The organism is Nocardioides sp. NPDC004968 (genome assembly GCF_040608935.1).
Lineage (GTDB): Bacteria > Actinomycetota > Actinomycetes > Propionibacteriales > Nocardioidaceae > Nocardioides.
In genome coordinates this window covers 130,884-151,084 of the sequence record NZ_JBEXJF010000001.1, presented here as the reverse complement: position 1 = coordinate 151,084, position 20,201 = coordinate 130,884, and the positions used below count along the sequence as shown (strand labels likewise).

The 20,201-nt window shown below is 68.7% G+C and carries 17 protein-coding genes; 9 read left to right on the top strand and 8 right to left on the bottom strand.

All coding sequences use genetic code 11. The annotated features are described in order from the left end of the window. Window positions 1–4 precede the first annotated feature (4 nt). Complete coding sequence (locus tag ABZU72_RS00690; protein ID WP_355016985.1) at window positions 5–1,552, top strand: long-chain fatty acid--CoA ligase; 1,548 nt, start codon at window positions 5–7, stop codon at window positions 1,550–1,552. Window positions 1,553–1,557: 5 nt separating this feature from the next. Here the strand turns inward: ABZU72_RS00690 and ABZU72_RS00685 are convergent, their stop codons facing one another. The 4 genes from ABZU72_RS00685 to ABZU72_RS00670 are packed head-to-tail and all read right to left on the bottom strand — an operon-like array spanning window position 1,558 to window position 4,916. Continuing rightward, the gene (locus tag ABZU72_RS00685) at window positions 1,558–2,064 is read right to left on the bottom strand and encodes a pyridoxamine 5'-phosphate oxidase family protein (RefSeq protein WP_355016984.1); all 507 of its coding nucleotides are present in this window, start codon (window positions 2,062–2,064) and stop codon (window positions 1,558–1,560) included. Between the two features lie 52 nt (window positions 2,065–2,116). Continuing rightward, window positions 2,117–2,506 carry an acyl-CoA thioesterase gene (locus tag ABZU72_RS00680; RefSeq protein ID WP_355016983.1) on the bottom strand — a complete coding sequence of 130 codons (390 nt, stop codon included), beginning with the start codon at window positions 2,504–2,506 and terminating at the stop codon, window positions 2,117–2,119. Beyond that, entirely contained in the window at window positions 2,503–3,705 is a 1,203-nt protein-coding gene (fahA, locus tag ABZU72_RS00675) for a fumarylacetoacetase (RefSeq protein ID WP_355016982.1), read from the bottom strand. The genes ABZU72_RS00680 and fahA overlap by 4 nt, the downstream gene beginning before the upstream one ends. Further along, a complete protein-coding gene (locus ABZU72_RS00670; protein ID WP_355016981.1) occupies window positions 3,702–4,916 on the bottom strand; it encodes a cupin domain-containing protein in 1,215 nt (404 codons plus the stop codon). Before ABZU72_RS00670 ends, fahA begins: the two co-directional genes overlap by 4 nt. Window positions 4,917–5,022: 106 nt before the next feature. Between ABZU72_RS00670 and ABZU72_RS00665 the strand changes: the two genes are divergently transcribed. The 3 genes from ABZU72_RS00665 (at window position 5,023) to ABZU72_RS00655 (ending at window position 8,147) form a co-directional block, all read left to right on the top strand. Then, the gene (locus tag ABZU72_RS00665; protein WP_355016980.1) at window positions 5,023–5,418 is read left to right on the top strand and encodes a hypothetical protein; all 396 of its coding nucleotides are present in this window, start codon (window positions 5,023–5,025) and stop codon (window positions 5,416–5,418) included. 404 nt (window positions 5,419–5,822) lie between these two features. Next, a complete protein-coding gene (locus ABZU72_RS00660) occupies window positions 5,823–7,097 on the top strand; it encodes a DUF222 domain-containing protein (RefSeq protein ID WP_355016979.1) in 1,275 nt (424 codons plus the stop codon). A 480-nt stretch (window positions 7,098–7,577) separates the two neighbouring features. After that, window positions 7,578–8,147 carry a Uma2 family endonuclease gene (locus ABZU72_RS00655; protein ID WP_355016978.1) on the top strand — a complete coding sequence of 190 codons (570 nt, stop codon included), beginning with the start codon at window positions 7,578–7,580 and terminating at the stop codon, window positions 8,145–8,147. Here the strand turns inward: ABZU72_RS00655 and betT are convergent. The 3 genes from betT to ABZU72_RS00640 form a co-directional block, all read right to left on the bottom strand. Next, a complete protein-coding gene (gene betT, locus ABZU72_RS00650; RefSeq protein WP_355016977.1) occupies window positions 8,128–10,275 on the bottom strand; it encodes a choline BCCT transporter BetT in 2,148 nt (715 codons plus the stop codon). The genes ABZU72_RS00655 and betT overlap by 20 nt on opposite strands. A gap of 71 nt (window positions 10,276–10,346) precedes the next feature. After that, a complete protein-coding gene (gene betA, locus ABZU72_RS00645; protein WP_355016976.1) occupies window positions 10,347–12,083 on the bottom strand; it encodes a choline dehydrogenase in 1,737 nt (578 codons plus the stop codon). 5 nt (window positions 12,084–12,088) lie between these two features. Next, window positions 12,089–13,591 carry an aldehyde dehydrogenase family protein gene (locus tag ABZU72_RS00640; protein ID WP_355016975.1) on the bottom strand — a complete coding sequence of 501 codons (1,503 nt, stop codon included), beginning with the start codon at window positions 13,589–13,591 and terminating at the stop codon, window positions 12,089–12,091. 167 nt (window positions 13,592–13,758) lie between these two features. Here ABZU72_RS00640 and ABZU72_RS00635 point away from each other — a divergent pair, with 167 nt between their 5' ends. From ABZU72_RS00635 to ABZU72_RS00620, 4 genes are all read left to right on the top strand, one after another. After that, window positions 13,759–14,331, top strand: coding sequence for a TetR/AcrR family transcriptional regulator (locus ABZU72_RS00635; protein WP_355016974.1), 573 nt, complete (start codon window positions 13,759–13,761; stop codon window positions 14,329–14,331). Between the two features lie 148 nt (window positions 14,332–14,479). Continuing rightward, window positions 14,480–16,558: a family 20 glycosylhydrolase gene (locus ABZU72_RS00630; RefSeq protein WP_355016973.1), complete on the top strand. Its 2,079-nt coding sequence runs from the start codon at window positions 14,480–14,482 to the stop codon at window positions 16,556–16,558. Window positions 16,559–16,656: 98 nt separating this feature from the next. After that, the gene (locus ABZU72_RS00625) at window positions 16,657–17,862 is read left to right on the top strand and encodes an FAD-dependent oxidoreductase (RefSeq protein ID WP_355016972.1); all 1,206 of its coding nucleotides are present in this window, start codon (window positions 16,657–16,659) and stop codon (window positions 17,860–17,862) included. Window positions 17,863–18,018: 156 nt separating this feature from the next. Then, entirely contained in the window at window positions 18,019–18,876 is an 858-nt protein-coding gene (locus ABZU72_RS00620; protein WP_355016971.1) for a phosphatidylinositol-specific phospholipase C/glycerophosphodiester phosphodiesterase family protein, read from the top strand. A 104-nt stretch (window positions 18,877–18,980) separates the two neighbouring features. Here the strand turns inward: ABZU72_RS00620 and ABZU72_RS00615 are convergent, their stop codons facing one another. After that, on the bottom strand, window positions 18,981–19,106 hold the full coding sequence (locus ABZU72_RS00615) for a hypothetical protein (RefSeq protein WP_355016970.1): 126 nt from the start codon (window positions 19,104–19,106) through the stop codon (window positions 18,981–18,983). A gap of 110 nt (window positions 19,107–19,216) precedes the next feature. Between ABZU72_RS00615 and ABZU72_RS00610 the strand changes: the two genes are divergently transcribed. After that, window positions 19,217–20,164, top strand: a complete 948-nt coding sequence (locus ABZU72_RS00610; protein WP_355016969.1) for an RNA polymerase sigma-70 factor — start codon at window positions 19,217–19,219, stop codon at window positions 20,162–20,164. Window positions 20,165–20,201: the final 37 nt, after the last annotated feature.

Below are 20,201 nucleotides of genomic sequence, written 5' to 3'. Positions count from 1 at the left end.
CCCGATGCGGCTCGTCGACTATCTGGACAAGGGTGCCTCGCTCGGAGGCGACGCGCCCTGTCTCGTCTGCGGCGAGGAGACCTGGTCGTACGCCGAGGTCGTCGATCTCTCGGTGCGTGTCGCCGCGGGCCTGCGGGCCCGCGGCGTCGCCCCGGGCGCGAAGGTCGCCATCCTCTCGGCCAACGACCCCGTCGCCTTCGCCGCCGTCTTCGGGATCAGTCGTGCGGGGGGTGTCTGGTGCCCCATCAACCCGCGCAGCGAGGCGGCGGAGAACCGGGAGCTCCTCGACCTCTTCGGCTGCTCGGCGCTGATCTTCCAGTCGGCCTTCGCCGGCCTGGTCGACCAGATCCGCGGAGATCTGCCGGAGCTGACCACCCTGGTCTGTCTCGACGCGACCTATGACTGGGCGATCGGCTGGGACGACTTCCTCGGCTCCGCCGACGAGGTGTTCGAGCCGGCCGATGACATCGACGACCTGGCGATGGTCGTCGGCACCGGCGGGACCACCGGGCGGCCCAAGGGCGTCATGCTCACCGGCGCCAACCTGGAGACGATGTCGGCCATCACCCTGATGGCCTACCCGTGGCCGGGGGCGCCTGAGCGTCCGACCTATCTCGCGCTCGCGCCGCTCACCCATGCCGCCGGGGTGCTCTGCTTCCCGGTGCTGTGCCTGGGCGGCAAGATCGTGGTGATGCGTACGCCGGACGTGGGGGCGTTCCTCGAGCACATCGAGCACCACCACGTCACCCATACGTTCCTGCCGCCGACACTGATCTACCTGGTGCTGGACCACCCGGCGCTGAAGTCGACCGACCTCGACTCGCTGCGCTGCTTCTGGTACGGCGCGGCGCCGATGTCGGCGACCCGTCTGGAGGAGGCGTTGAGCCGGATCGGTCCGGTGATGGCGCAGCTGTTCGGGCAGACCGAGGCGCCGATGATGATCGCGACCATGGCGCCTGCCGACCACTTCCACGAGGACGGCACCGTCGCCACCGAGCGCCTCTCCTCGGCCGGTCGTCCGGCACCGCTGGTGACCGTGTCGATCATGGGCGAGCGCGGCGCGCTGCTCGGCTCCGGTGAGCGTGGCGAGATCGTCGTACGCAGCTCCCTGGTCATGCGCGGCTACCTCGACAACCCCGAGGCGACCGCCGAAGCGAGCGCGCACGGCTGGCACCACACCGGCGACATCGGGTTCCTCGACGAGGACGGGTTCCTGCACATCGTGGACCGCGCCAAGGACATGGTGATCACCGGCGGGTTCAACGTCTACTCCACCGAGGTCGAGCAGGCGCTGATGACTCACCCCGCCGTCGCCGACTGCGCCGTGATCGGCCTTCCCGACGAGAAGTGGGGCGAGCGTGTCACCGCCGTCGTCCTGCCCCGGCCCGGCGCCGAGGTCGACGTCGCCGAGCTCAAGGCCTACGTCAAGGAGCGGATCGGCGCGGTCAAGACCCCGAAACAGATCGAGGTCTGGCCGGACCTGCCGCGATCCAAGGTCGGCAAGGTGCTCAAGACCGAGATCAAGAAGAGCCTTGTTCGTGGTGCCGAGTAAGGCACTCAGCCCGGGAACGAGGCGGGTTCCGCGGCGTACGCCACCATCCAGCTCGGCTCGATGGTGGCGTAGACGACACCCGGTCCCTCCCAGGTCTGCGGGTCCGAGCCGTAGAACTTGGTGAAGTAGGCGTTGTGGTCCTCGAACTCCGGACCCTCGGAGACCACGTGCGCGCTGCCGTGGGTGAAGACGCCGATGCGCTCCCCGTCGACGTGGGTCGCGCTGACGGCGGGGCGGGCGAGCATGTGCTTGGCCTTGATGGCGGTGGGAGAGGTCCCGAACAGCCAGCGACCGTGTACGAAGTGGCCGTCGACGCAGCTCGTCCGCGGCTCACCGCGGGCGGTCACGGTGGCCAGCACCAGCACCTTCATGCCCGTCAGCTCGGTGACGAGCTGACGGGCGTTCAGGCGCTGTTGGTCGTTGACGATGCCGGTCAGATGGCCGCTCGCGCGGCCGATCGAGGCGTCCAGGAGGTGTTGCAGGTCGGCGATCTCTTCGTCTGTCTCGAGCACACGACGAGTCTCACACCGACGGCTCCGGATTCGCTTGACCGTTCTTGCGCGACTATTCGATCGCGGCGACGATCTCCGGCGGGATGGCGGTCGACCCCGAGCCGTCGGCGGCGACGACCACGTAGACGACCGACACGGCGCAGGTGACGTCCTCGCCCCGGCGGAACTCGAACTCGAGCGTGAAGCTCTTGGTGCCGATCCGAGTGGTGCGCACCGGCACCTGGACGCGGTCGCCGAAGCCGATGCCGGCCTTCCAGTCCAGGTCGGCGTGGGCGAGCTGAACGTCGACGCCCAGCTCCTGCCAGCGGCCGTACGGCACCCCGCGGGTGTCGATGAAGTGGGTCATCGCCTCATCGACGTAGGTGAGGTACCAGCCGTTGAACATCACCCCCTGCATGTCGACCTCGAGGTAGCGGGGCGTGAACTCGTAGACCGTCGTCACGGCCGCTCCTTCGCGGGCAGGATCCGCCCGCTGACCTCGCCGAGCGCGATCCGGCCGCCGCCCGGCGCGGGCGCGGTGGCGGTGATGGTCACCTCGTCGCCGTCCTCCAGGAACGTACGCACCGACCCGTCGTCCAGCTTGAACGGCTCGGCCCCCGACCAGCTGAGCTCGAGCAGCGAGCCGCGCTGGCCCGGCTCGGGGCCACTGATCGTGCCGCTGGCGAACAGGTCGCCGACACGCAGCGAGGCGCCGTTGGCGGTCATGTGCGCGAGCATCTGCGGCGCGGTCCAGTACATGGTGGCGAACGGAGGCTCTGCGACCAGCGAACCGTTGAGCCGGACCTCGAGGGCGAGGTCGAGGGCCCAGGGCTCCAGCGCCGAGTCGTCCAGGTAGCCGGTCAGCGGAACGTCGCGTTCCGGCGGCCGGACCCGGGCCGCCTCGAGTGCGGCGAGCGGGAGGACCCACGGCGAGATCGAGGTGGCGAACGACTTGCCGAGGAACGGGCCCAGCGGGACGTACTCCCAGGCCTGGATGTCGCGCGCCGACCAGTCGTTGAGGAGCGTGATCCCGAAGATGTGGTCGGCGGCCTCGGCGAGCGGGACCGGGTGGGCCATCTCGGAGCCGACGCCGACCACGAACCCGAGCTCGGCCTCGATGTCGAGCCGGATCGAGGGGCCGTCGACGATCCCGTCGGGCGTCTTCCGCAGCCCGGTCGGCCGGACGACGTCGGTGCCGGAGACGACCACCGTGCCGGAGCGGCCGTGGTAGCCGATCGGCAGGTGCTTCCAGTTGGGCGTCAGCGGCTCGGAGTCGGGACGGAACATCTTCCCGACGTTGGACGCGTGGTGCTCGGAGGCGTAGAAGTCGACGTAGTCGGCCACCGTGAACGGCAGCAGCAGGTCGGTGTCCTCGATCGGCACCAGGTGCGGCCTGACCTCGGCCTCGCAGGCGGGGTCGCTGAGCAGCCGGGTCACCTCCGCGCGCACCTGCGCCCACACCTCCGGGCCCGAGGCGAGCAGCCCGTCGAGGCCACCCTCGCAGTGCCCGGCCAGGCCCTCGGCCGCCGCGACGACGTCGAGCACCAGGTCACCGATCCGCACTCCGAGTCGCGGGGTGGAGTCCGCGGAGGTGCGGAAGGTGGCGTACGGAAGCGCCTCGAGGCCGAACTGACTGTTGTTGATGTCCAGCCACGATGTCACTGGCGGCCTCCCGCCCAGGTCCAGGCGTACTTGCCGTCGTCGACCGTGGCGCCGGCCTCGCCGACCTCCAGGGGCCGGAAGGTGTCGACCATGACCGCGAGCTCGTCGAAGAACTCCGCGCCGAGGCTGCGCTCCATCGCGCCCGGCTGCGGCCCGTGGGCGTGGCCGCCGGGGTGGAGGGTGATCGAGCCGATGCCTATGCCGGAGCCCTTGCGGGCCTCGTAGTCGCCACCGACGTAGAACATGACCTCGTCGGAGTCGACGTTGGAGTGGTAATAGGGCACCGGCACTGCGAGCTCGTGGTAGTCGACCTTGCGGGGCACGAAGTTGCAGATCACGAAGTTGTTGCCCTCGAAGACCTGGTGCGCGGGCGGCGGCTGGTGGACCTTGCCGGTGATCGGCATGTAGTCGGCGATGTTGAAGACGTACGGATAGAGGCAGCCGTCCCAGCCCACCACGTCGAACGGGTGGTGCGGGAGGACGTGGACCGAGCCGGCGATGCCGCCGGCGCCCGGGCCGCGGTGCTTGATAAGGACCTCAATTCCTTGGGCCTCCGCCTCGGTCGCGTCCACGGTCTGCGGTTCGGTCGGGAGCCGGAGGTCCCGCTCGCAGTACGGGGCGTGCTCGAGGAACTGGCCGAACCGGGAGAGGTAGCGCTTCGGCGGGGCGATGTGGGAGTTCGCCTCGATCGCGTAGACCCGCAGCGGAGCGTCGCCGACCGGCACCCACCGGTGGGTGGTGGCACGCGGGATCACCACGTAGTCGCCCTCCCCCACCATCAGGTCGCCGAAGACCGTCTCGACGACGCCGGTCCCGGACTCGACGTAGACACACTCGTCGCCGATCGCGTTGCGGTAGAGCGGCGAGGTCTCCCCCGCCACCGCATAGTGAAGACGTACGTCGCCGTTGCCAAGCACCAGCCGGCGCCCGGTCACCGCGTCGTGACGCTTCCACTCGTCACCAGGGAAGAGGTCGTGAAGCCCGAGGTGCATCGGGCGCAGCGGATGGTTGGGGGTGGTGCTGTGGTCGGGCAGCTCCCAGATGCGTACGTCCTTCACCGCCGAGGGGATGTGGCGGTGGTAGAGCAGGGAGGAGTCCGAGGAGAACCCCTCCTCGCCCATGAGCTCTTCGTAGTAGAGATTCCCTTCTCCGTCGCGGTGTTGGGTGTGCCGCTTGGGCGGGATGTGCCCGCGCTGTTGGTAATGCGCCATACCCCGGATCGTACGTGACCTGGACCACAGCGATCACGGGGGCCGAACGTCCTGAATTCGCCCCAGGTACCTCCCGGGGCATGCCTCACTCCCCTAGGCTCCGGAGATGCCCTCCGACACCCCCGAGACCCTCTTCGTCGCACACGCGACGGGTCGTCTCCTGCATGTCCGGGCCTGCCCCCAGCTCCTCGGCCTCGACGCCCCGATCAGGGCCACCGCCGCACAGATCGAGACGCTGGGCACGTGCGCTTGGTGCACCAAGGAGCTCTCCGAGGCCGGCCGAAAATACTTCGACTCCGTCGAACAGGCCGTACGCACCCTCGACCCCTCCGACGATGCTGTCCGGGCTACCGAGGCGGCGCTCGGGGACGTCGAGTATGAGCTCGTCTGGGTTCCGCCTAGCTATTCGCATATTGCTGTCGGGGACAAGGAACATGCGGTTGCTTGGATCGGCCGGGGTTGTGTGATGCATGAGGATGGGCGGCTTATCGACTTCGGTTGAGGGTGGTTGGTCTTCACCCGTTCTCGCGGGCTGTGTTTTCGGGGTTGGTCTGGGCCGCCGACCCGTTCTTGGAGGGTCTTCTCGCCAGACCCCGGAGTAAAGGACGGCCTTCGGCCGCCGGCTTCGCCGGTCGCCTGCGGCGATCCTTGACACCGGGGCCCGTCGAGAAAAATTTGGCTGGCTATCGGGGCGGCGGCCCGGGTGTGGCGCAGCGGACTCTTGCCTGGGAGAGGTGAGGTTGATGGGGCGGAGGGGTGGCCCTTCGGGCCACTTACCGTCCACAGATGCTAGGTCGTTCGCTCACCGCGAAAACAGTGGTTGACCTGGGAAAATAGATGGTCAGAGAAAGGCTGGAGGCGTAGAATCAGACCCATCACAACACCTCTTTGAAGGGAGGGATGGCGATGAGTCTCGAACGCGACACGAACCCGTGGGGAACCGACCCTGACGATGCGATCGACGCAGAGATGACTGCCATCGAATCCTCCCTCGACAGACTGTTCACCCGGGACCCCGCCTATTGGCGCACCGGGCAGAAGAAGGACTCGCTGGAGCGACTGGAGAAAGCCCAGGCGCGGATGGCCGCGTTGAAGCTGCGGGTGCTCGCCACGGCGGGCGACATCGCCGAGGAGACCGGCGCCAAGGACGCGTCGGCGTGGATGCGCGCCGAGTTGCTGGTCGACAAGGCCGTGGCCCGCTCGCAGATCAAACTCGCCGCCAGTGTCGCCAAGTACGACCTCGTTGCCGCCGGTCTCGCCGAGGGCGTCGTGTCCCAGGACAAGGCCCGGGTGATCACCAAGGCGCTCGACAAGATCGAGACCAACCCGGTCGCGAGTGTTGAGGATCTGGCGTTGGCTGAGAAGCTGCTTGTCGACTACGCCACCCACCTGACCGCCAACGAACTCCGCATCGTCGCGAAACGGATCCTGCGCGAGGTCGACCCGGTCCGGTTCGAAGACGCCGAAGCCAAAGCATTGTTGGCTGAGGAAGAACGCGCCCAGCAGAAGACCGCCCTGCGGGTGTGGGACAACCACGACGGCACCATCGGATTCGACGGCGTTCTCCCGGTCTCGATGGGGATGAGGTTCAAGCGCCTCGTCGAGGCCTACGCCCAACCCCGCAAACAGCAGCTCGTCGGCAAGGGTGCCCCGCTTCCGCCCTGGGAACGGCTGATGGGGCAAGGCTTCGCCCGGCTCCTGGAGACCGTCGACCCCGCCACGTTGCCTCGCCACGGTGGCGACGCCACCACCATCAACGTGGTCATCAGCCTCGAGGAGCTCCGCAAGGACCTCGGCGTTGCCACCCTGGGCTATGACGAGACCAACGGCACCACCATCAGTGCGGCGGAGGCGCGGCGGATGGCGTGCAACGCCACCATCATCCCGTGGGTGCTGGGTAGTGACGGTCAGGTCCTCGACGCTGGCCGGGACAGCAGGTTCTTCCAGCCCATCCAACGCAAGGCCATGCGACTCCAGCAGAATTGCTGCCAAGCCGAAGGCTGCGACATGCCACCGGAATGGTGCGACGCCCACCACCTCGAACCCTGGGCCGCCGGCGGGAAGACAGATCTCAAGGACGGGGCATTGTTGTGTCCACATCATCACCGCTTGGCGCACAATCCGGCCTACGTCCATGAGCGGCTACCCGACGGCACGATCCGGTTCACCCGCCGCCCCTAACCTGCTGCGCTGCGACGCCCTCGTCTCCACACTCGCGGTTCCCTCCTGGCGGGGACACTTCCCCACCCCGGTGAAGGTTCCCCACGCTCCGGAGGGTGGGGAACCTGCGCGCCCGTGGGGATCTCTTCGAATCAGTGGGGAACTCCTCACCCTGCCAGCACCGAGCCGCCCGCGCACGACCAGCCACAGCCCCAAGCCCGCACCCAACTGAATCCGCTGCGCCACACCCTCGCCGCCGACCCGATACAGGCGAAATCTTTCTCGATCGGGTGCCGGGTCAAGGATCGCCGGAGGCGACCGGCGAAGCCGGCGGGCGCAGCCCGTCCTTGACGCGGTGCGCGATCGAGAAACAATCGAACCAAGGGTCGGCGGCGAACCCTGAAACGAAGCCACGGCCCCTTCCGCGCGGCGGACCGGGACCAAACCAAGACTCGACAAAGCCCCACCACCGACCCCGCCAACAGGCGGTATCCTCGAAACATGACCGCGTTGCCCGAGTGGATGCACCCTCCCCGTGAGGAGGGTTGGTACTCCGAAGACCTCGACATGCTCGTCGAGGCGCCGCGTCATACCGAACTCATCGACGGAGCCCTGGTCTTCAATATGTCACCGCAGCGCCGCTGGCACAGTCGGCTCGTCACGGCCCTGACCAACTCGCTGACGGCGCAGGCGCCGGACGGGTTCGAGGTGGATCGGGAGCTGACGGTGGTGCTGGACCGGCGCAACCGGCCGGAGCCGGACGTGCTGGTGAGCACGGCACGGATCTCCGACCAGGCGTCGTTCTACGATGCTGATTCCGTGGTCCTGGTGATCGAGGTGGTCTCGCCGGAGTCCGAGCACCGCGACCGGTCGGTGAAGCCGCAGAAGTACGCCGAGTCGGGCATCTCCCACTACTGGCGGATCGAGAACGAGGACGGCGCGCCCGCGATCCATGTCTACGAGCGCGACGACCTCACCAACGCCTACGTCCCGATCGGGATCTTCCGCGACCGACTCGACGTCCCGGTGCCGTTCCCGGTCAAGATCGACCTCACCGATCTGCTCCGCTGACGTCCTCCGTCGGCACCTCGGGCACCTCGGCGTGCAGCTGTTCCTGCTGGACGAGGTGGAGGTAGGAGAGGTGGCGCTCGTACTGGTCGAGGACGTCACCCATCAGCTGCTCGCGTGAGTAGCCGTTGACGTCGTAGCCCTGGGTGCCCTCGGCGAGGTGGACCTCGGTGCGGAAGTAGACCTCGCCGGTGACCCGGCCGACCGCGAAGGTCGGCGCCGGGCACGGCAGCGGGGTGAGCTTGTAGACGAACGCCGGCGCGTCCTCGAGATCGGTGTGGAGCTGGACACCGGCGATGCCGCGTACGGCCTTGGTCTCGGTCACGACCGAGGACAGCCCGTGCGACGAGAGCTCGGCGGCGACCTCCTCGAGGACCGGCTTCGCGACCATGCCGATGAACCGCTCGGTGTCCCTGGCCGTGGGATAGGTGACCGAGCGGCGCAGCCGCTGCGACAGCGACGGACGTACGCCTCCCTCGGCTGCCCCGACCAGGCGGGCCGAGGAGATCGCGGCCGGGAGGGCGTAGCGCACGCTGTCCGTCTTGAACGACTCCAGCCGTAGCGATCGGTAGAGGCCGACCGCGACCAGCGCCAGCACTATCGAGAACGGCAACCCCATGATGATCGTCGCGTTGGTCAGTGTTGTCAGCCACGCGTCCCCGCCGGCGAACATCAGGGCGAGGGTGAGCGCGCCGATCGCGAACGACCAGAAGATCCGTACCGGGATCGAGCAGTCGGCCATCGGGTGCGGCAGCCGCGAGGTGAAGTTTCCCATCACCAGCGCGCCGGAGTCGGCCGAGGTGACGTAGTAGAGGAAGCCGGTCAGCGTCGCGACCGCGATCACCAGGGTCCCCGCCGGGTAGGCCTCGAGGAAGGCGTAGAAGCCCTGGGCGTAGTTGCTGTTGGTCAGCTCGCCGAACTCGGCGTCCCCACCGCGGATCCGGCCCAGAGCGCTGTTGCCGAAGATCGAGACCCACAGCAGGATGAAGCCGAACGGGATCATCATCACGCCGATCAGGAACTGCCGGATCGTGCGCCCACGCGAGATCCGCGCCAGGAACAGCCCGACGAACGGCGACCAGGCCACCCACCACGCCCAGAAGAAGAGCGTCCACAGGTTCTTCCAGACCCCGACGTCGGGGTTCTCGACGGTGTCGTACGGCATCGTGTCGAAGCTCATCCCGGGCAGGTGCACCAGGTAGTCACCGAGGTTCATCACCAGCGAGTTGAGCAGGAACGCGGTGTCGTCGGAGAAGAGCACGTAGAGCATCAGCGCCAGCGATAGCAGCACGTTGAGCTCGGAGAGCCGGCGGATGCCCTTGTCGACCCCGGAGACCGCCGAGATGGTGCCGAGCAGCACGGCCACCACGACCAGGCCGACCTGCGCCCCGCGGCCCTCGGGGATGTCGAAGAGGACGTTGAGCCCCGCGTTGAGCAAGGCGATCGAGATGCCGAGCGAGGTCGCGATGCCGAAGATGGTGCCGAGCACCGCGGCCATGTCGATGCCGTCACCGAGGCGCCCGTGGACCCGCTTGCCGAAGATCGGGTAGAGCGCCGAGCGGATCGAGAGAGGCAGCCCGTGACGGAAGGAGAAGTAGCCCAGCGCCATGCCCATGACGGCGTACATCGCCCAGCCGGACAGGCCGTAGTGGAACAGCGTCCAGCCCACCGCCTGCTCGGCAGCCGCGATGGTGCTGCCCTCGCCGGTCGGCGGGGTGAGGTACTGCGAGACCGGCTCGGCGACGGAGTAGAACATCAGGTCGGCGCCGATGCCGGCCGCGAAGAGCATCGCGGTCCAGGTGAACATCGAGTATTCCGGCCGGGACTCCTCCGGGCCGAGCCGGATCCGTCCGTAGCGGGAGAGGCAGATGAACAGCACGAAGGCGATCAGCCCGGCGGCGAGGGCGAAATACCACCAGCCGAAGTACGTCGAGATCCACCCGACCACGTGGCCGATCGCATCTCCTGCGGTGTCCGGCGCGAGCAGCGTGAAAAGCGTGAACGCGACCACCACCCCGGCGGAGCCGAAGAAGACGGTCTTGTTCAGCTCCGGCTTCGTCGTCGGCATCTGGTCTGGGTCCGCGGCGGGTTCGCCCAGGGGCGTACGCGACGGGTCGATTGTCTCCGGCATGAGCTGTCTCCTCCGGTTCGGGTGCCCGGCAGGCTAGTCCACCCGGTGCCGGTTCGGGTCACGATTGGATTTCAGGACTGGTTGCGCGGGTCCCCCGCGGGCCACAGCGGCGAGTCGTCGCGGTGGCGGTAGTAGGGAACGTCAGAGGGCGCCAGCGGAGTGTTCCCGGCGATCAGGTCGGCCGCCTTCTCCGCGACCATCATCACGGGCGCGTAGATGTTGCCGTTGGTGACGTACGGGAAGACGCTCGCGTCCACGACCCGTAGTCCTTCCGTGCCGTGCACCTTCATCGAGGTGGGGTCGGTGACGGCCATCTCGCCGGTCCCCATCGCGGCGGTGCAGGAGGGGTGCAGCGCGGTCTCGGCGTCCTTGCGGACCCACTCGAGGATCTCCTCGTCGGTCTCCACGCTCGGCCCCGGCGACATCTCGCCGGCGTTGAACGGCGCGAAGGCCGGCTGGTTGAGGATGTTGCGCGCCACCCGTACCGCCTCCACCCACTCCTTGCGGTCCGTCGCTGTGGAGAGGTAGTTGAAGAGCATCGAGGGCTTCTGCATCGGGTCGGCGCTCTTGATCCGCACGTAGCCGCGAGTGTCGGCGTACATCGGGCCGATGTGCACCTGGTAGCCGTGCTGGCCCTTCTCCTGGCCGGGCGCCATCGACCCGTCGTAGCGGATCGCGATCGGCAGGAAGTGGAACATCAGGTTGGGCCAGTCCACGTCCTCGTTGGACCGGGCGAACCCGCCGCCCTCGAAGTGGTTGGTCGCGCCCAGACCCTTCTTCTGGAAGAGCCACTGCCAGGCGATCTTGGGCCGCTGGTGCCACACCAGACCGGGTGCGATCGAGACCGGCTGCTTGGAGGCGTACTGGATGTAGACCTCGAGGTGGTCCTGGAGGTTCTCCCCAACGCCGGGGAGGTTGTGCACGACGTCGATCCCGTGCTGCCGCAGCAGCGACTCCTCCCCCACGCCGGAGAGCTGGAGGAGCTGGGGCGTGTTGATCGCGCCGCCGCAGCAGATCACCTCGCCGGCACTGACGGTGTGCTCCCGGCTCGCCCGGCCGACACCGCGTACGTAGTCCACGCCGGTTGCCCGCGGGACGTCACCGGAGGTGTCGAAACGGATCTTGGTGGCGTACGCGAAGGTCTCGACGTCGAGGTTGGGGCGGTTCATCACCGGGTGCAGGTAGGCGCGCGCGGCCGACCAGCGGCGGCCGTCCTTCACGTTGCGGTCGAAGGGGGCGAACCCCTCCTGGCGGTAGCCGTTGACGTCGTCGGTGAGCGGGTAGCCGGCCTCCTGGGCGGCCTCGAAGAACGCCGAGAAGAGCGGGTTGGAGGCGGGACCGCGCTCGAGGTGGAGCGGGCCGGAGCCACCGCGCCACTGGTCGGCGCCGGAGGTGCCGTCCTCGAGGAAGCGGCTCTCCATGCGCTTGAAGTAGGGCAGGCAGTGGCGGTAGTCCCAGGACTCCATGCCGGGGTCGGCGGCCCAGCGCTCGTAGTCCATCGGGTTGCCGCGCTGGAAGATCATGCCGTTGATCGAGCTCGAGCCGCCGAGCACCTTGCCGCGGGCGTGGTAGACCTTGCGGCCACCCAGGTGCGGCTCGGGGTCGGTCTCGTAGGCCCAGTCGTAGAACTTCGAGCCGATCGGGAACGGCAGCGCTGCCGGCATGTGGATGAACGGGTCGATCTTGAAGTCGCTGTGACCGGCCTCGAGGACCAGAACCCTCGTGGACGGGTCGGCGCTGAGCCGGTTGGCGAGCGCGGAGCCGGCCGAGCCACCGCCGACGATCACGTAGTCGTAGGTCTGGGTCATCGTCTTCACTTCTCCTCGGCGGTGCTTGTTTTGGGGGAGGTCGGGGCGAACCAGTGCTGCGGGCTCGGGTCGATGTTGTGCCAGATGTGCTTCGTCTCGCGGTACTCCTCCAGCCCGGCCTGGCCGAGCTCGCGCCCGATCCCGGACTGCTTGTAGCCGCCCCACTCGGCCTGGGCCACGTAGGGGTGGTAGTCGTTGATCCAGACCGTGCCCATCCGGAGCCTGGCGGCGACCCGCTCCGCGCGGCCGGCGTCGGAGGTCCACACCGCGCCGGCGAGGCCGTAGATGGAGTCGTTGGCGATGCGGACGGCGTCGTCCTCGTCGGTGAAGGTCTCCACGGTCAGGACCGGCCCGAAGGACTCGTCCTGGGTCACGCTCATCTCGGTGGTGCAGTCGTCGAGGATCGTCGGCAGGTAGTAGAAGCCGTCGGCGAGCGCGGGGTCGTCGGGGCGCTTGCCACCGGTGCGGAGGGTGGCGCCCTCGGCGAGACCCTTCGCGACGTACGCCTCCACCTTGTCGCGGTGGGCGCTGCTGGTCAGCGGGCCGGTCTCGGCCTCCTCGTCGAAGGGGCCGCCGAGACGGATCTGCTCGGCCCGGGCGACGAGCTCGTCGACGAAGCTGTCCTTGATCGACTCCTCGATGATCAGCCGCGCGCCGGCGGAGCAGACCTGCCCGGAGTGCAGGAAGACGGCGGTCAGCGCGAAGTCGAGCGCGGTCTCGCGGTCGGAGTCGGCGAAGACGATGTTGGGGTTCTTGCCGCCGAGCTCGAGGGCCACCTTCTTCACCGTCGCCGCGGCGTTGGCCATCAGCCGCTTGCCGGTGGCCAGGCCACCGGTGAAGGAGACCAGGTCGACGCGGGGGTCCTCGGACAATGGGGCGCCGGCGGTCGGACCCTCACCGAGAACCAGGTTGGCGACACCAGCCGGCAGGCCGGCCTCCTCGAGCACCTTCATCAGATGGATGGCACTGTGCGGCGTGATCTCGCTGGGCTTGAGCACGAACGTGTTGCCCGCGGCCAGGCACGGCGCGACCTTCCAGGCGACCTGAAGCAGCGGGTAGTTCCACGGGGTGATCAGCCCACAGACCCCGATCGGCTCGTGCACGATCCGGCTCTTCACCGTGCTGGATCCGGTGTCGACGACCCGGCCGGCGTCCTCGGTGGCGATGTGACCGAAGTGGCGGAAGACGGAGACCACGTCGGCGACGTCGTACTCCCCCTCGACCAGCCGCTTCCCGGTGTCGAGCGACTCCGCGCGGGCGATGATCGCGGTGTCCCGCTCGAGCAGGTCGGCAACCCGCAGCAGGAGGTCGCCCCGCTCCCGCGCGGGCGTCGCCGGCCACTCGCCACTGTCGAAGGCGTTCCGCGCCGCGGCGATCGCGGCCCGGGTGTCCTCCGCTCCAGCCTCCGCAACGGTTCCAACGACCGCGCCGTCGGCGGGACAGCGGATCTCCCGCTGCTCGCCCGACTGCGCAGGCAACCAGCGCCCGTCGATGTAGATCTGGCTCATGCAAACCTCCGACGTCGGGTTGCGCAACAGGCAACCGCGGGTGAATTACAAATGATCCTGCGCCGACTGAAGGGCCAGGTCAAGGGCTGGGAGAACAAAGTTGTTGCAGGTGGTACAAATTTGTTGCAGCCGATACAAATGGCTCAGCCAGTTGTTACAGTCGCCGCATGACGACCGCTGGGACCGCGCCCGCGAAGGATCCACAGCGCCGCGCTGCCTGGGCCGAGCTGGCGACCGACTACGTCCACGAGCACGGCCTGATCGGCCTGAGCCTGCGCCCCCTGGCGGCCGAGCTGGGCACCAGCAACCGGGTCCTGCTCTACCACTTCGGCACCAAGGACCAGCTGGTCGCCGACGTGCTCCGCACGTCCAACGAGCGGTCGGTCGCCGAGGTCGCCGCGCTCGAGCCCTCCAAGGACCTGCGGTCCGCCGTCCACGACCTCTGGTCAGTGATGGAGGGCGACCGGTGCAGCTGGATCTATGTGGAGGCGGCCGCGCTCGGCCTCTTCGGCAGGGAGCCGTACGTCTCCGCCGTCCAGGAAGCCAACACACTGTGGATCGCCGGTCTCATCGCGCATCTGAACAAGTCCGGAGTGGAACCCGCCGTCTCCGAACGGGCAGCCCACGTCATCGACGCCGCCTTCATGGGGTTCCAGCTCAGCCAGGGTCCCGACGGCAGCCTCCCAGAGCGTGCCCGGTCCGTCGATGATCTAGCGGACGCCGTCGCCGCCCTGGCCTGATCGACGCGACCGCGACGCGGATCGCTCCAGTCGATGTCACACCGCCGGGTCCTGGACAGAGATCGAACCCCGATCGCTTGATTTCGCGACGCTGCGGCGCCGACGCCGTTAGCCTCGATGGTTGACCGAGTTGGCCGCTGATGGAGGCATGCGCATGATTCGTTCGGGCTCTATCCAAATTCTGACAACGGCGTTGGCAGTCGGCGTCGCCACGATGCTCCTCGCCACTTCGACGACGTCATCCGCCACAGCTCAACCCCGGGCCGAGCGCCCGAGCAAGGCGGAGACACCACTGCCAGGCCTGGTGCCGAAGCCGCTCCAGGTGAGCGCGAGAGGCGGGTCCGGTTTCGTCCTGACCGAACAGGCCCGGATCGTCGCGCGTGGCACTGACGCCGACGAGGTCGGTGTCCTCATGGCCGCCGAACTGCGCCCGGGGACCGGCTTCGACCTCCCGGTCGTCGCCGGCAGGCCGACCCGTCGCGATGTCGTCCTGACCATCGACCCCAAGGCCGGGTTCGGCGAGGTCGAGGGCAACCCGGAGGCGTACAAGATCTCCTCGACGGCCAACGGGGTCAGGGTCACCGGGGCGAGTCGCCACGGGCTGTTCAACGGCACCCAGACGCTTCGGCAGCTTCTGCCGGCGTTCGCCGCGTCTTCCTCGCGCGTCAACACGACGTGGACGGTGCCAGCGGTCTCGATCCTGGACGCGCCGCGATTCAGCTATCGCGGACTCATGCTCGATGTCGCCCGCTCGTTCCTCGAGGTCGACGAGGTCAAGCAGGTCATCGACGCCGCGGCGGCGGCCAAGATCTCGGTGCTGCACATGCACCTGGCCGACGACCAGGGATGGCGGATCGACATCACCAACTCCGGTCGGGCGGCCGGTGACGACATCGACTACACGGCGCTGACCCGGGTCTCGGGAGCGACCGCGGTGCTCGGCAACCCGTATCAGAGCGCCGACGGTCACACCGGGTTCTACACCCAGGACGACTACCGCTCGCTGGTGCGGTATGCCGCCGAGCGCGAGATCGAGATCATCCCCGAGATCGACATCCCTGGCCACACGAATGCCGCCCTGGCCTCGATCCCTCAGCTCAACACCGCCGGGTCGAGCCACCCGGCGACCGAGGACGAGCCGGTTGCGCCACACAACGGGACCATCGACGTCGGCTACTCCTACCTCGATCCGACCTCCGAGGTGACCTACACCTTCATCGAGCACGTCTTCTCGCAGCTCGCTGCGCTCACGCCGTCCGAGTTCCTGCACGTCGGCGGCGACGAGTCGCATGCGATGACGCAGCGCTATGGCCACGCCGGCTACGTGGCGTTCGTCGAGCGGGCGCTCGCGATCGTCCACGGACTCGGTAAGAAGACGATCGGCTGGAACGAGTACGCCGAATCCGGGCTCACCGCGGGTGATGGTGTTCAGTACTGGGCCGGCACGACCGAGCACGCGAAACGCGCCGTCATCGAGGACGGCGCCAAGCTGCTCGTCTCGCCGGGCAACATGTCCTACCTCGACATGAAATATCACCCGAAGACGCCGATCGGGCTCTCTTGGGCGTGCTCTGGCGACTGCGACGTCGCGCACTACTACGACTGGAGCCCGCAGGAGGTCATCGCGGGCGTCGGGGACGAGCACATCCTCGGCACCGAGGCGCCGCTGTGGTCCGAGACGATCCGGGGCGTGGACCAGGCCGAGTTCATGATCTTCCCACGCGTCCTCGCGCACGGGGAGACCGGCTGGACCGCCGAGTCGCTGCGCTCGCCGTCGGACTTCGCCGCGCGGCTCGCCTCGGTCGGTCCGCGACTGGCCGCCGCTGGCACCAACTTCTACGACGGGCCGCAGATCGCCTGGTCGACCGAGTTGGCCGGAACCGATGCTGCGCTGTCGGTCGGATCGGCCGGATCGGTGTCGGTCGGACTGCTCGCCGCCCCCGGGACCAAGACGAACGGGACCGCGGTCACCGTCGACGAGGTCGACGACGCGGACAGCACCGGTGGCTCGTCGCTGACCGCACCGCTCACGGCGACGGTCGACTTCGGGGACGGGTCGGCTCCGGTCCCCGCACGGTTCACCGTGTCTGAACCCCGGGATTCGCTCCACGCTGCCGGGGTCTATGCGGTGACGGCCGCTCATGCGTACGACTCCCCGGGGACGTATCGCGGCAAGATCACGGCCTCCGACGGCTCGACGGCAAGGTTCACCATCACGGTCTCCTGATCGAGTGGAGGTTGTGAAGCTGAGAGTGACCTATGGCTCACTCTCGGCTTCACAACCTCCCGATGTCACAGACCTCGCGGGACCGGTGTCCTTGGGGTATGAGCAACCAAGAAACCTTCAGCAGGAGCCGGGTCGTGGTCATCGGCGGCGGATACGCCGGTGTGATGGCCGCCAATCGGCTCACCAAGCGCGACGACATCGCCATCACCCTGGTCAACTCGCGCGACCACTTCGTCGAGCGGATCCGGCTGCACCAGCTGGTAGGCGGGACCTCGGAGGCCGTGGTGGCCTACACCGACGTGCTCAGCCCGCGCGTGGGACTGGTGGTCGACACCGTGGCGTCCATCGACGCGAGCGCGCGGACCGTCGCGCTTGGGAGCGGGCAGGAGATGACGTACGACTACCTGGTCTACGCCGTCGGCAGCACCGGCGAGATGCAGGTGGCGGGGGCGCACGAGCATGCCTTCGGCATTTCGACCTACGAGGAGGCGACCCGGCTGCGGGCCGCGCTGGCGACGACGCCGGCCGACGCCCCGGTGGTCGTCGTCGGCGGCGGCCCCACCGGCATCGAGGTCTCCTCCGAGCTCGCCGAGGCCGGCCGGAACGTGGCGCTGATCTGCGGAGACAGGCTCGGCCCGTGGCTGCACGAGAAGGGCCGTGCGGTGGCCGAGCGCGACCTCCGGCGGCTCGGGGTCGGCATCGTCGAGGGCGCCCGGGTGGCGGAGGTGCTGGACGGCCGCGTACGCCTCGACAACGGCCGAGAGCTGCCCAGCTCGGTGACGATCTGGACCGCCGGTTTCGCCGCGCCCGACCTGGCACGCGCGAGCGGGCTCTCCACCGACGAGCTCGGCCGCCTGGTCACCGACGAGACGCTCACCAGCGTCGACGACGACAGGATCGTCGCCACCGGCGACGCCGCGGCGCCGTCGGGCGTGGCGTACCGGATGAGCTGCCAAGCCGCCAACCAGCTCGGGCCCCTAGCCGGCGAGACGGTGCTCGCCCGGCTCGCCGGCGCGAACCCGAAGCCGGTGAGCATCGGGTTCGTGGGTCAGTGCATCAGTATCGGCCGTGAGCTCGGGTTGACGAACCTCTCCCGCCGCGACGACTCCGCCGTCGCCGGCCGCGTCCGCGGCGTGCCGGCGGCGAAGATCAAGGAGCTGGTCTGCCGCAGCACGGTCTGGGTCATGTCGATGGAGGCACGTCGCCCCGGGTCCACGTTCGGGCTCAAGGACCGTTCGCGTGCCGGAAAGGTGCAGGCGGCCGCCGTGCCTCTCGCCTCAGCGACACCACCGGCGGCGTCGTGACCAGGGGCATCGTCAACCTCGCGTACGCCGGGCTGGCCCTCTTCGTCTGCCTCGGCTGAGCCTTCGGGAGGAGTTCAGGCAGGCGACGTACGGCGGTTGCCACGGGATCACGCGGTCCGGCCAGGTTGAGGGCCTCCCTCACCGAAAGAGATCCCGATGCGTCCCTTCGTCCGGTCGCTGACCGCGGTGCTCGCCGCGGCGGCATTCCTCTCCCCCACCGCCGCCACGGCGAGCACGACCGACTCCGCGCGGCCCTCCGCCGAGCTCGGTACGCCGCACGCGCAGGCGCATGCCCACAACGACTACGAGCACGAGCGTCCGCTGCTCGACGCCCTGGAGAACGGCTTCACGAGCGTCGAGGCCGACGTGTGGCTGGTCGACGGCGAGCTTCTGGTGGCGCACGACGCGGAGGACCTCGACCCCGGGCGGACACTGGAGGGTCTCTACCTCGCCCCGCTCAAGAAGCTCGTCAAGGGCAAGGGGCGCGACGTCTATCCGGGCTACGACGGGACGTTTCAGCTCCTGATCGACATCAAGAACACCGGCGAGGCGACCTACGCGGCGATCGAGAAGGAGCTCGGAGACTACGAGGAGCTCTTCACCCGCTACGAGAACGGCACCGTCAAGGACGGTCCGGTCGAGGCGGTCATCAGTGGCGACCGGCCGCTGGAGACGATGCGGAGCGCGACCGAGCGGTTCGGCTTCTACGACGGCCGGATGAGCGACCTCCACTCCCGCATCCCGGCCTCGCTCATGCCGTTGGTCAGCGACAACTGGACCAAGGTGTTCGTCTGGCAGGGCATCGGCCCGATGCCGGAGACCGAGCGCCGCAAGCTCCACGAGATCGTCGACCACGCTCACGCCCAGGGCTACCGAGTGCGCTTCTGGGCGACGCCGGACACCGACGGCCCCGCACGCGAGGCGGTCTGGACCGAGCTGCTCGCAGCCGGCGTCGACCACATCAACACCGACGACCTCGCCGCCCTCGACGCCTTCCTGACCGACAGAGCCTGACCGCGAACCGATAGCCGGAGCTCACCGCCGGATCGGCGGCCATCCAGCGACGTCACACTGACCGTGCACGTTGCTGCCGGCCGCGAGAGCAGCGTGGTGATGGGTCACGCCGTCGCCTCGTTGGCGAAGGCGCGGACCATCTCGTGATTGATTCCGTCGATCATCTCGACCCGCATGCCGGTGTCGACGTAGCCGCACTTGCGATAGGCACCCTGCCCTGCGTCGAACATTTTTCGGCAGACGTACGGCTCAACGGGGCGCCGCGCCCCGGCACCATGTCACAGTCCCGGGCGCCGTCTCGTCCCAAGGGTGGAAGATGTGGACCTGAGGGAGGACGACCGTGACACCTGAGACCGAGATCGAGTTCGAGGAGCTGCGACCGCTGCTGTTCTCGATCGCCTACCGGATCCTCGGCAGCGTGACCGAGGCGGAGGACGCCGTGCAGGAGACCTGGCTCCGACTGGAGGGGACCTCGACGCAGCCCGACTCGCTCAAGGCCTACCTGTCGACCGTGGTCACCCGAATCTCCCTCGACGTGCTGCGCTCCGCGCGCGTGCGGCGGGAGACGTACGTCGGGCCGTGGTTCCCCGAGCCGCTGCCGACCGACACCCACGTCGATGACCATGCGGGCCTCTACGCCAGCCCGGAGCGCGCGACGGAGCTGGCCGACTCGGTATCGATGGCGGCGCTGCTGCTGCTCGAGCGGCTCAGCCCGCTGGAGCGGGCGGTCTTCGTGCTGCGCGAGGTCTTCCACTTCGGCTTCGCCGACATCGCCGCGGCGGTCGACCGTTCCGAGGCCGCCTGCCGTCAGCTCGCCTCCCGGGCGCGGCGGCACATGGACGAGGGCAAGCCGCGGTTCGAGGCCGACCGGCGCAAGCGCGTCGAGCTCTCCAGCCGGTTCTTCGAGGCGCTGCGCGACGGCGACCTGGACCAGCTCCAGGCTCTGCTGGCGGCCGATGTGGAGACCGTGAACGACGGTGGTGGTGTCGCCGGTGGCGCCGGCGGCCGGTTCGGTGCGGAGAAGGCCGCGCGCATCCTGATCGCGGCGGTACCGCCGCTGCTCGCCATCGGTGCTCGCCTGGAGCAGCGCGAGCTCAACGGCGAGCCGGGCGCCATCCTGCGCGACCCCGACGGTGCCGTCCTCGGCACCTGGACCCTCGACATCCTCGACGGCCAGATCCAGCGGATCCGCTCGGTCACCAACCCCGAGAAGCTGGGCCACCTGGGCCCGGTCGCCGACCTGAAAGACGTCGTACGCCGCCGCAACCGCCACCGTCGCGGGCTGTGACCGGTGGCCACAGCCCGCGACGCGGGGGTTCAGCGGG

Bases quoted from the DNA above. Each gene is read 5' to 3' on its own strand.
- ABZU72_RS00690 (WP_355016985.1), top strand. From the start codon at position 5: ATGCGGCTCGTCGACTATCTGGACAAGGGTGCCTCGCTCGGAGGCGAC.
- ABZU72_RS00670 (WP_355016981.1), bottom strand. From the start codon at position 4,916: ATGGCGCATTACCAACAGCGCGGGCACATCCCGCCCAAGCGGCACACC.
- ABZU72_RS00665 (WP_355016980.1), top strand. From the start codon at position 5,023: ATGCCCTCCGACACCCCCGAGACCCTCTTCGTCGCACACGCGACGGGT.
- ABZU72_RS00660 (WP_355016979.1), top strand. From the start codon at position 5,823: ATGAGTCTCGAACGCGACACGAACCCGTGGGGAACCGACCCTGACGAT.
- ABZU72_RS00655 (WP_355016978.1), top strand. From the start codon at position 7,578: ATGACCGCGTTGCCCGAGTGGATGCACCCTCCCCGTGAGGAGGGTTGG.
- betT (WP_355016977.1), bottom strand. From the start codon at position 10,275: ATGCCGGAGACAATCGACCCGTCGCGTACGCCCCTGGGCGAACCCGCC.
- betA (WP_355016976.1), bottom strand. From the start codon at position 12,083: ATGACCCAGACCTACGACTACGTGATCGTCGGCGGTGGCTCGGCCGGC.
- ABZU72_RS00640 (WP_355016975.1), bottom strand. From the start codon at position 13,591: ATGAGCCAGATCTACATCGACGGGCGCTGGTTGCCTGCGCAGTCGGGC.
- ABZU72_RS00635 (WP_355016974.1), top strand. From the start codon at position 13,759: ATGACGACCGCTGGGACCGCGCCCGCGAAGGATCCACAGCGCCGCGCT.
- ABZU72_RS00630 (WP_355016973.1), top strand. From the start codon at position 14,480: ATGCGCATGATTCGTTCGGGCTCTATCCAAATTCTGACAACGGCGTTG.
- ABZU72_RS00625 (WP_355016972.1), top strand. From the start codon at position 16,657: ATGAGCAACCAAGAAACCTTCAGCAGGAGCCGGGTCGTGGTCATCGGC.
- ABZU72_RS00620 (WP_355016971.1), top strand. From the start codon at position 18,019: ATGCGTCCCTTCGTCCGGTCGCTGACCGCGGTGCTCGCCGCGGCGGCA.
- ABZU72_RS00615 (WP_355016970.1), bottom strand. From the start codon at position 19,106: ATGTTCGACGCAGGGCAGGGTGCCTATCGCAAGTGCGGCTACGTCGAC.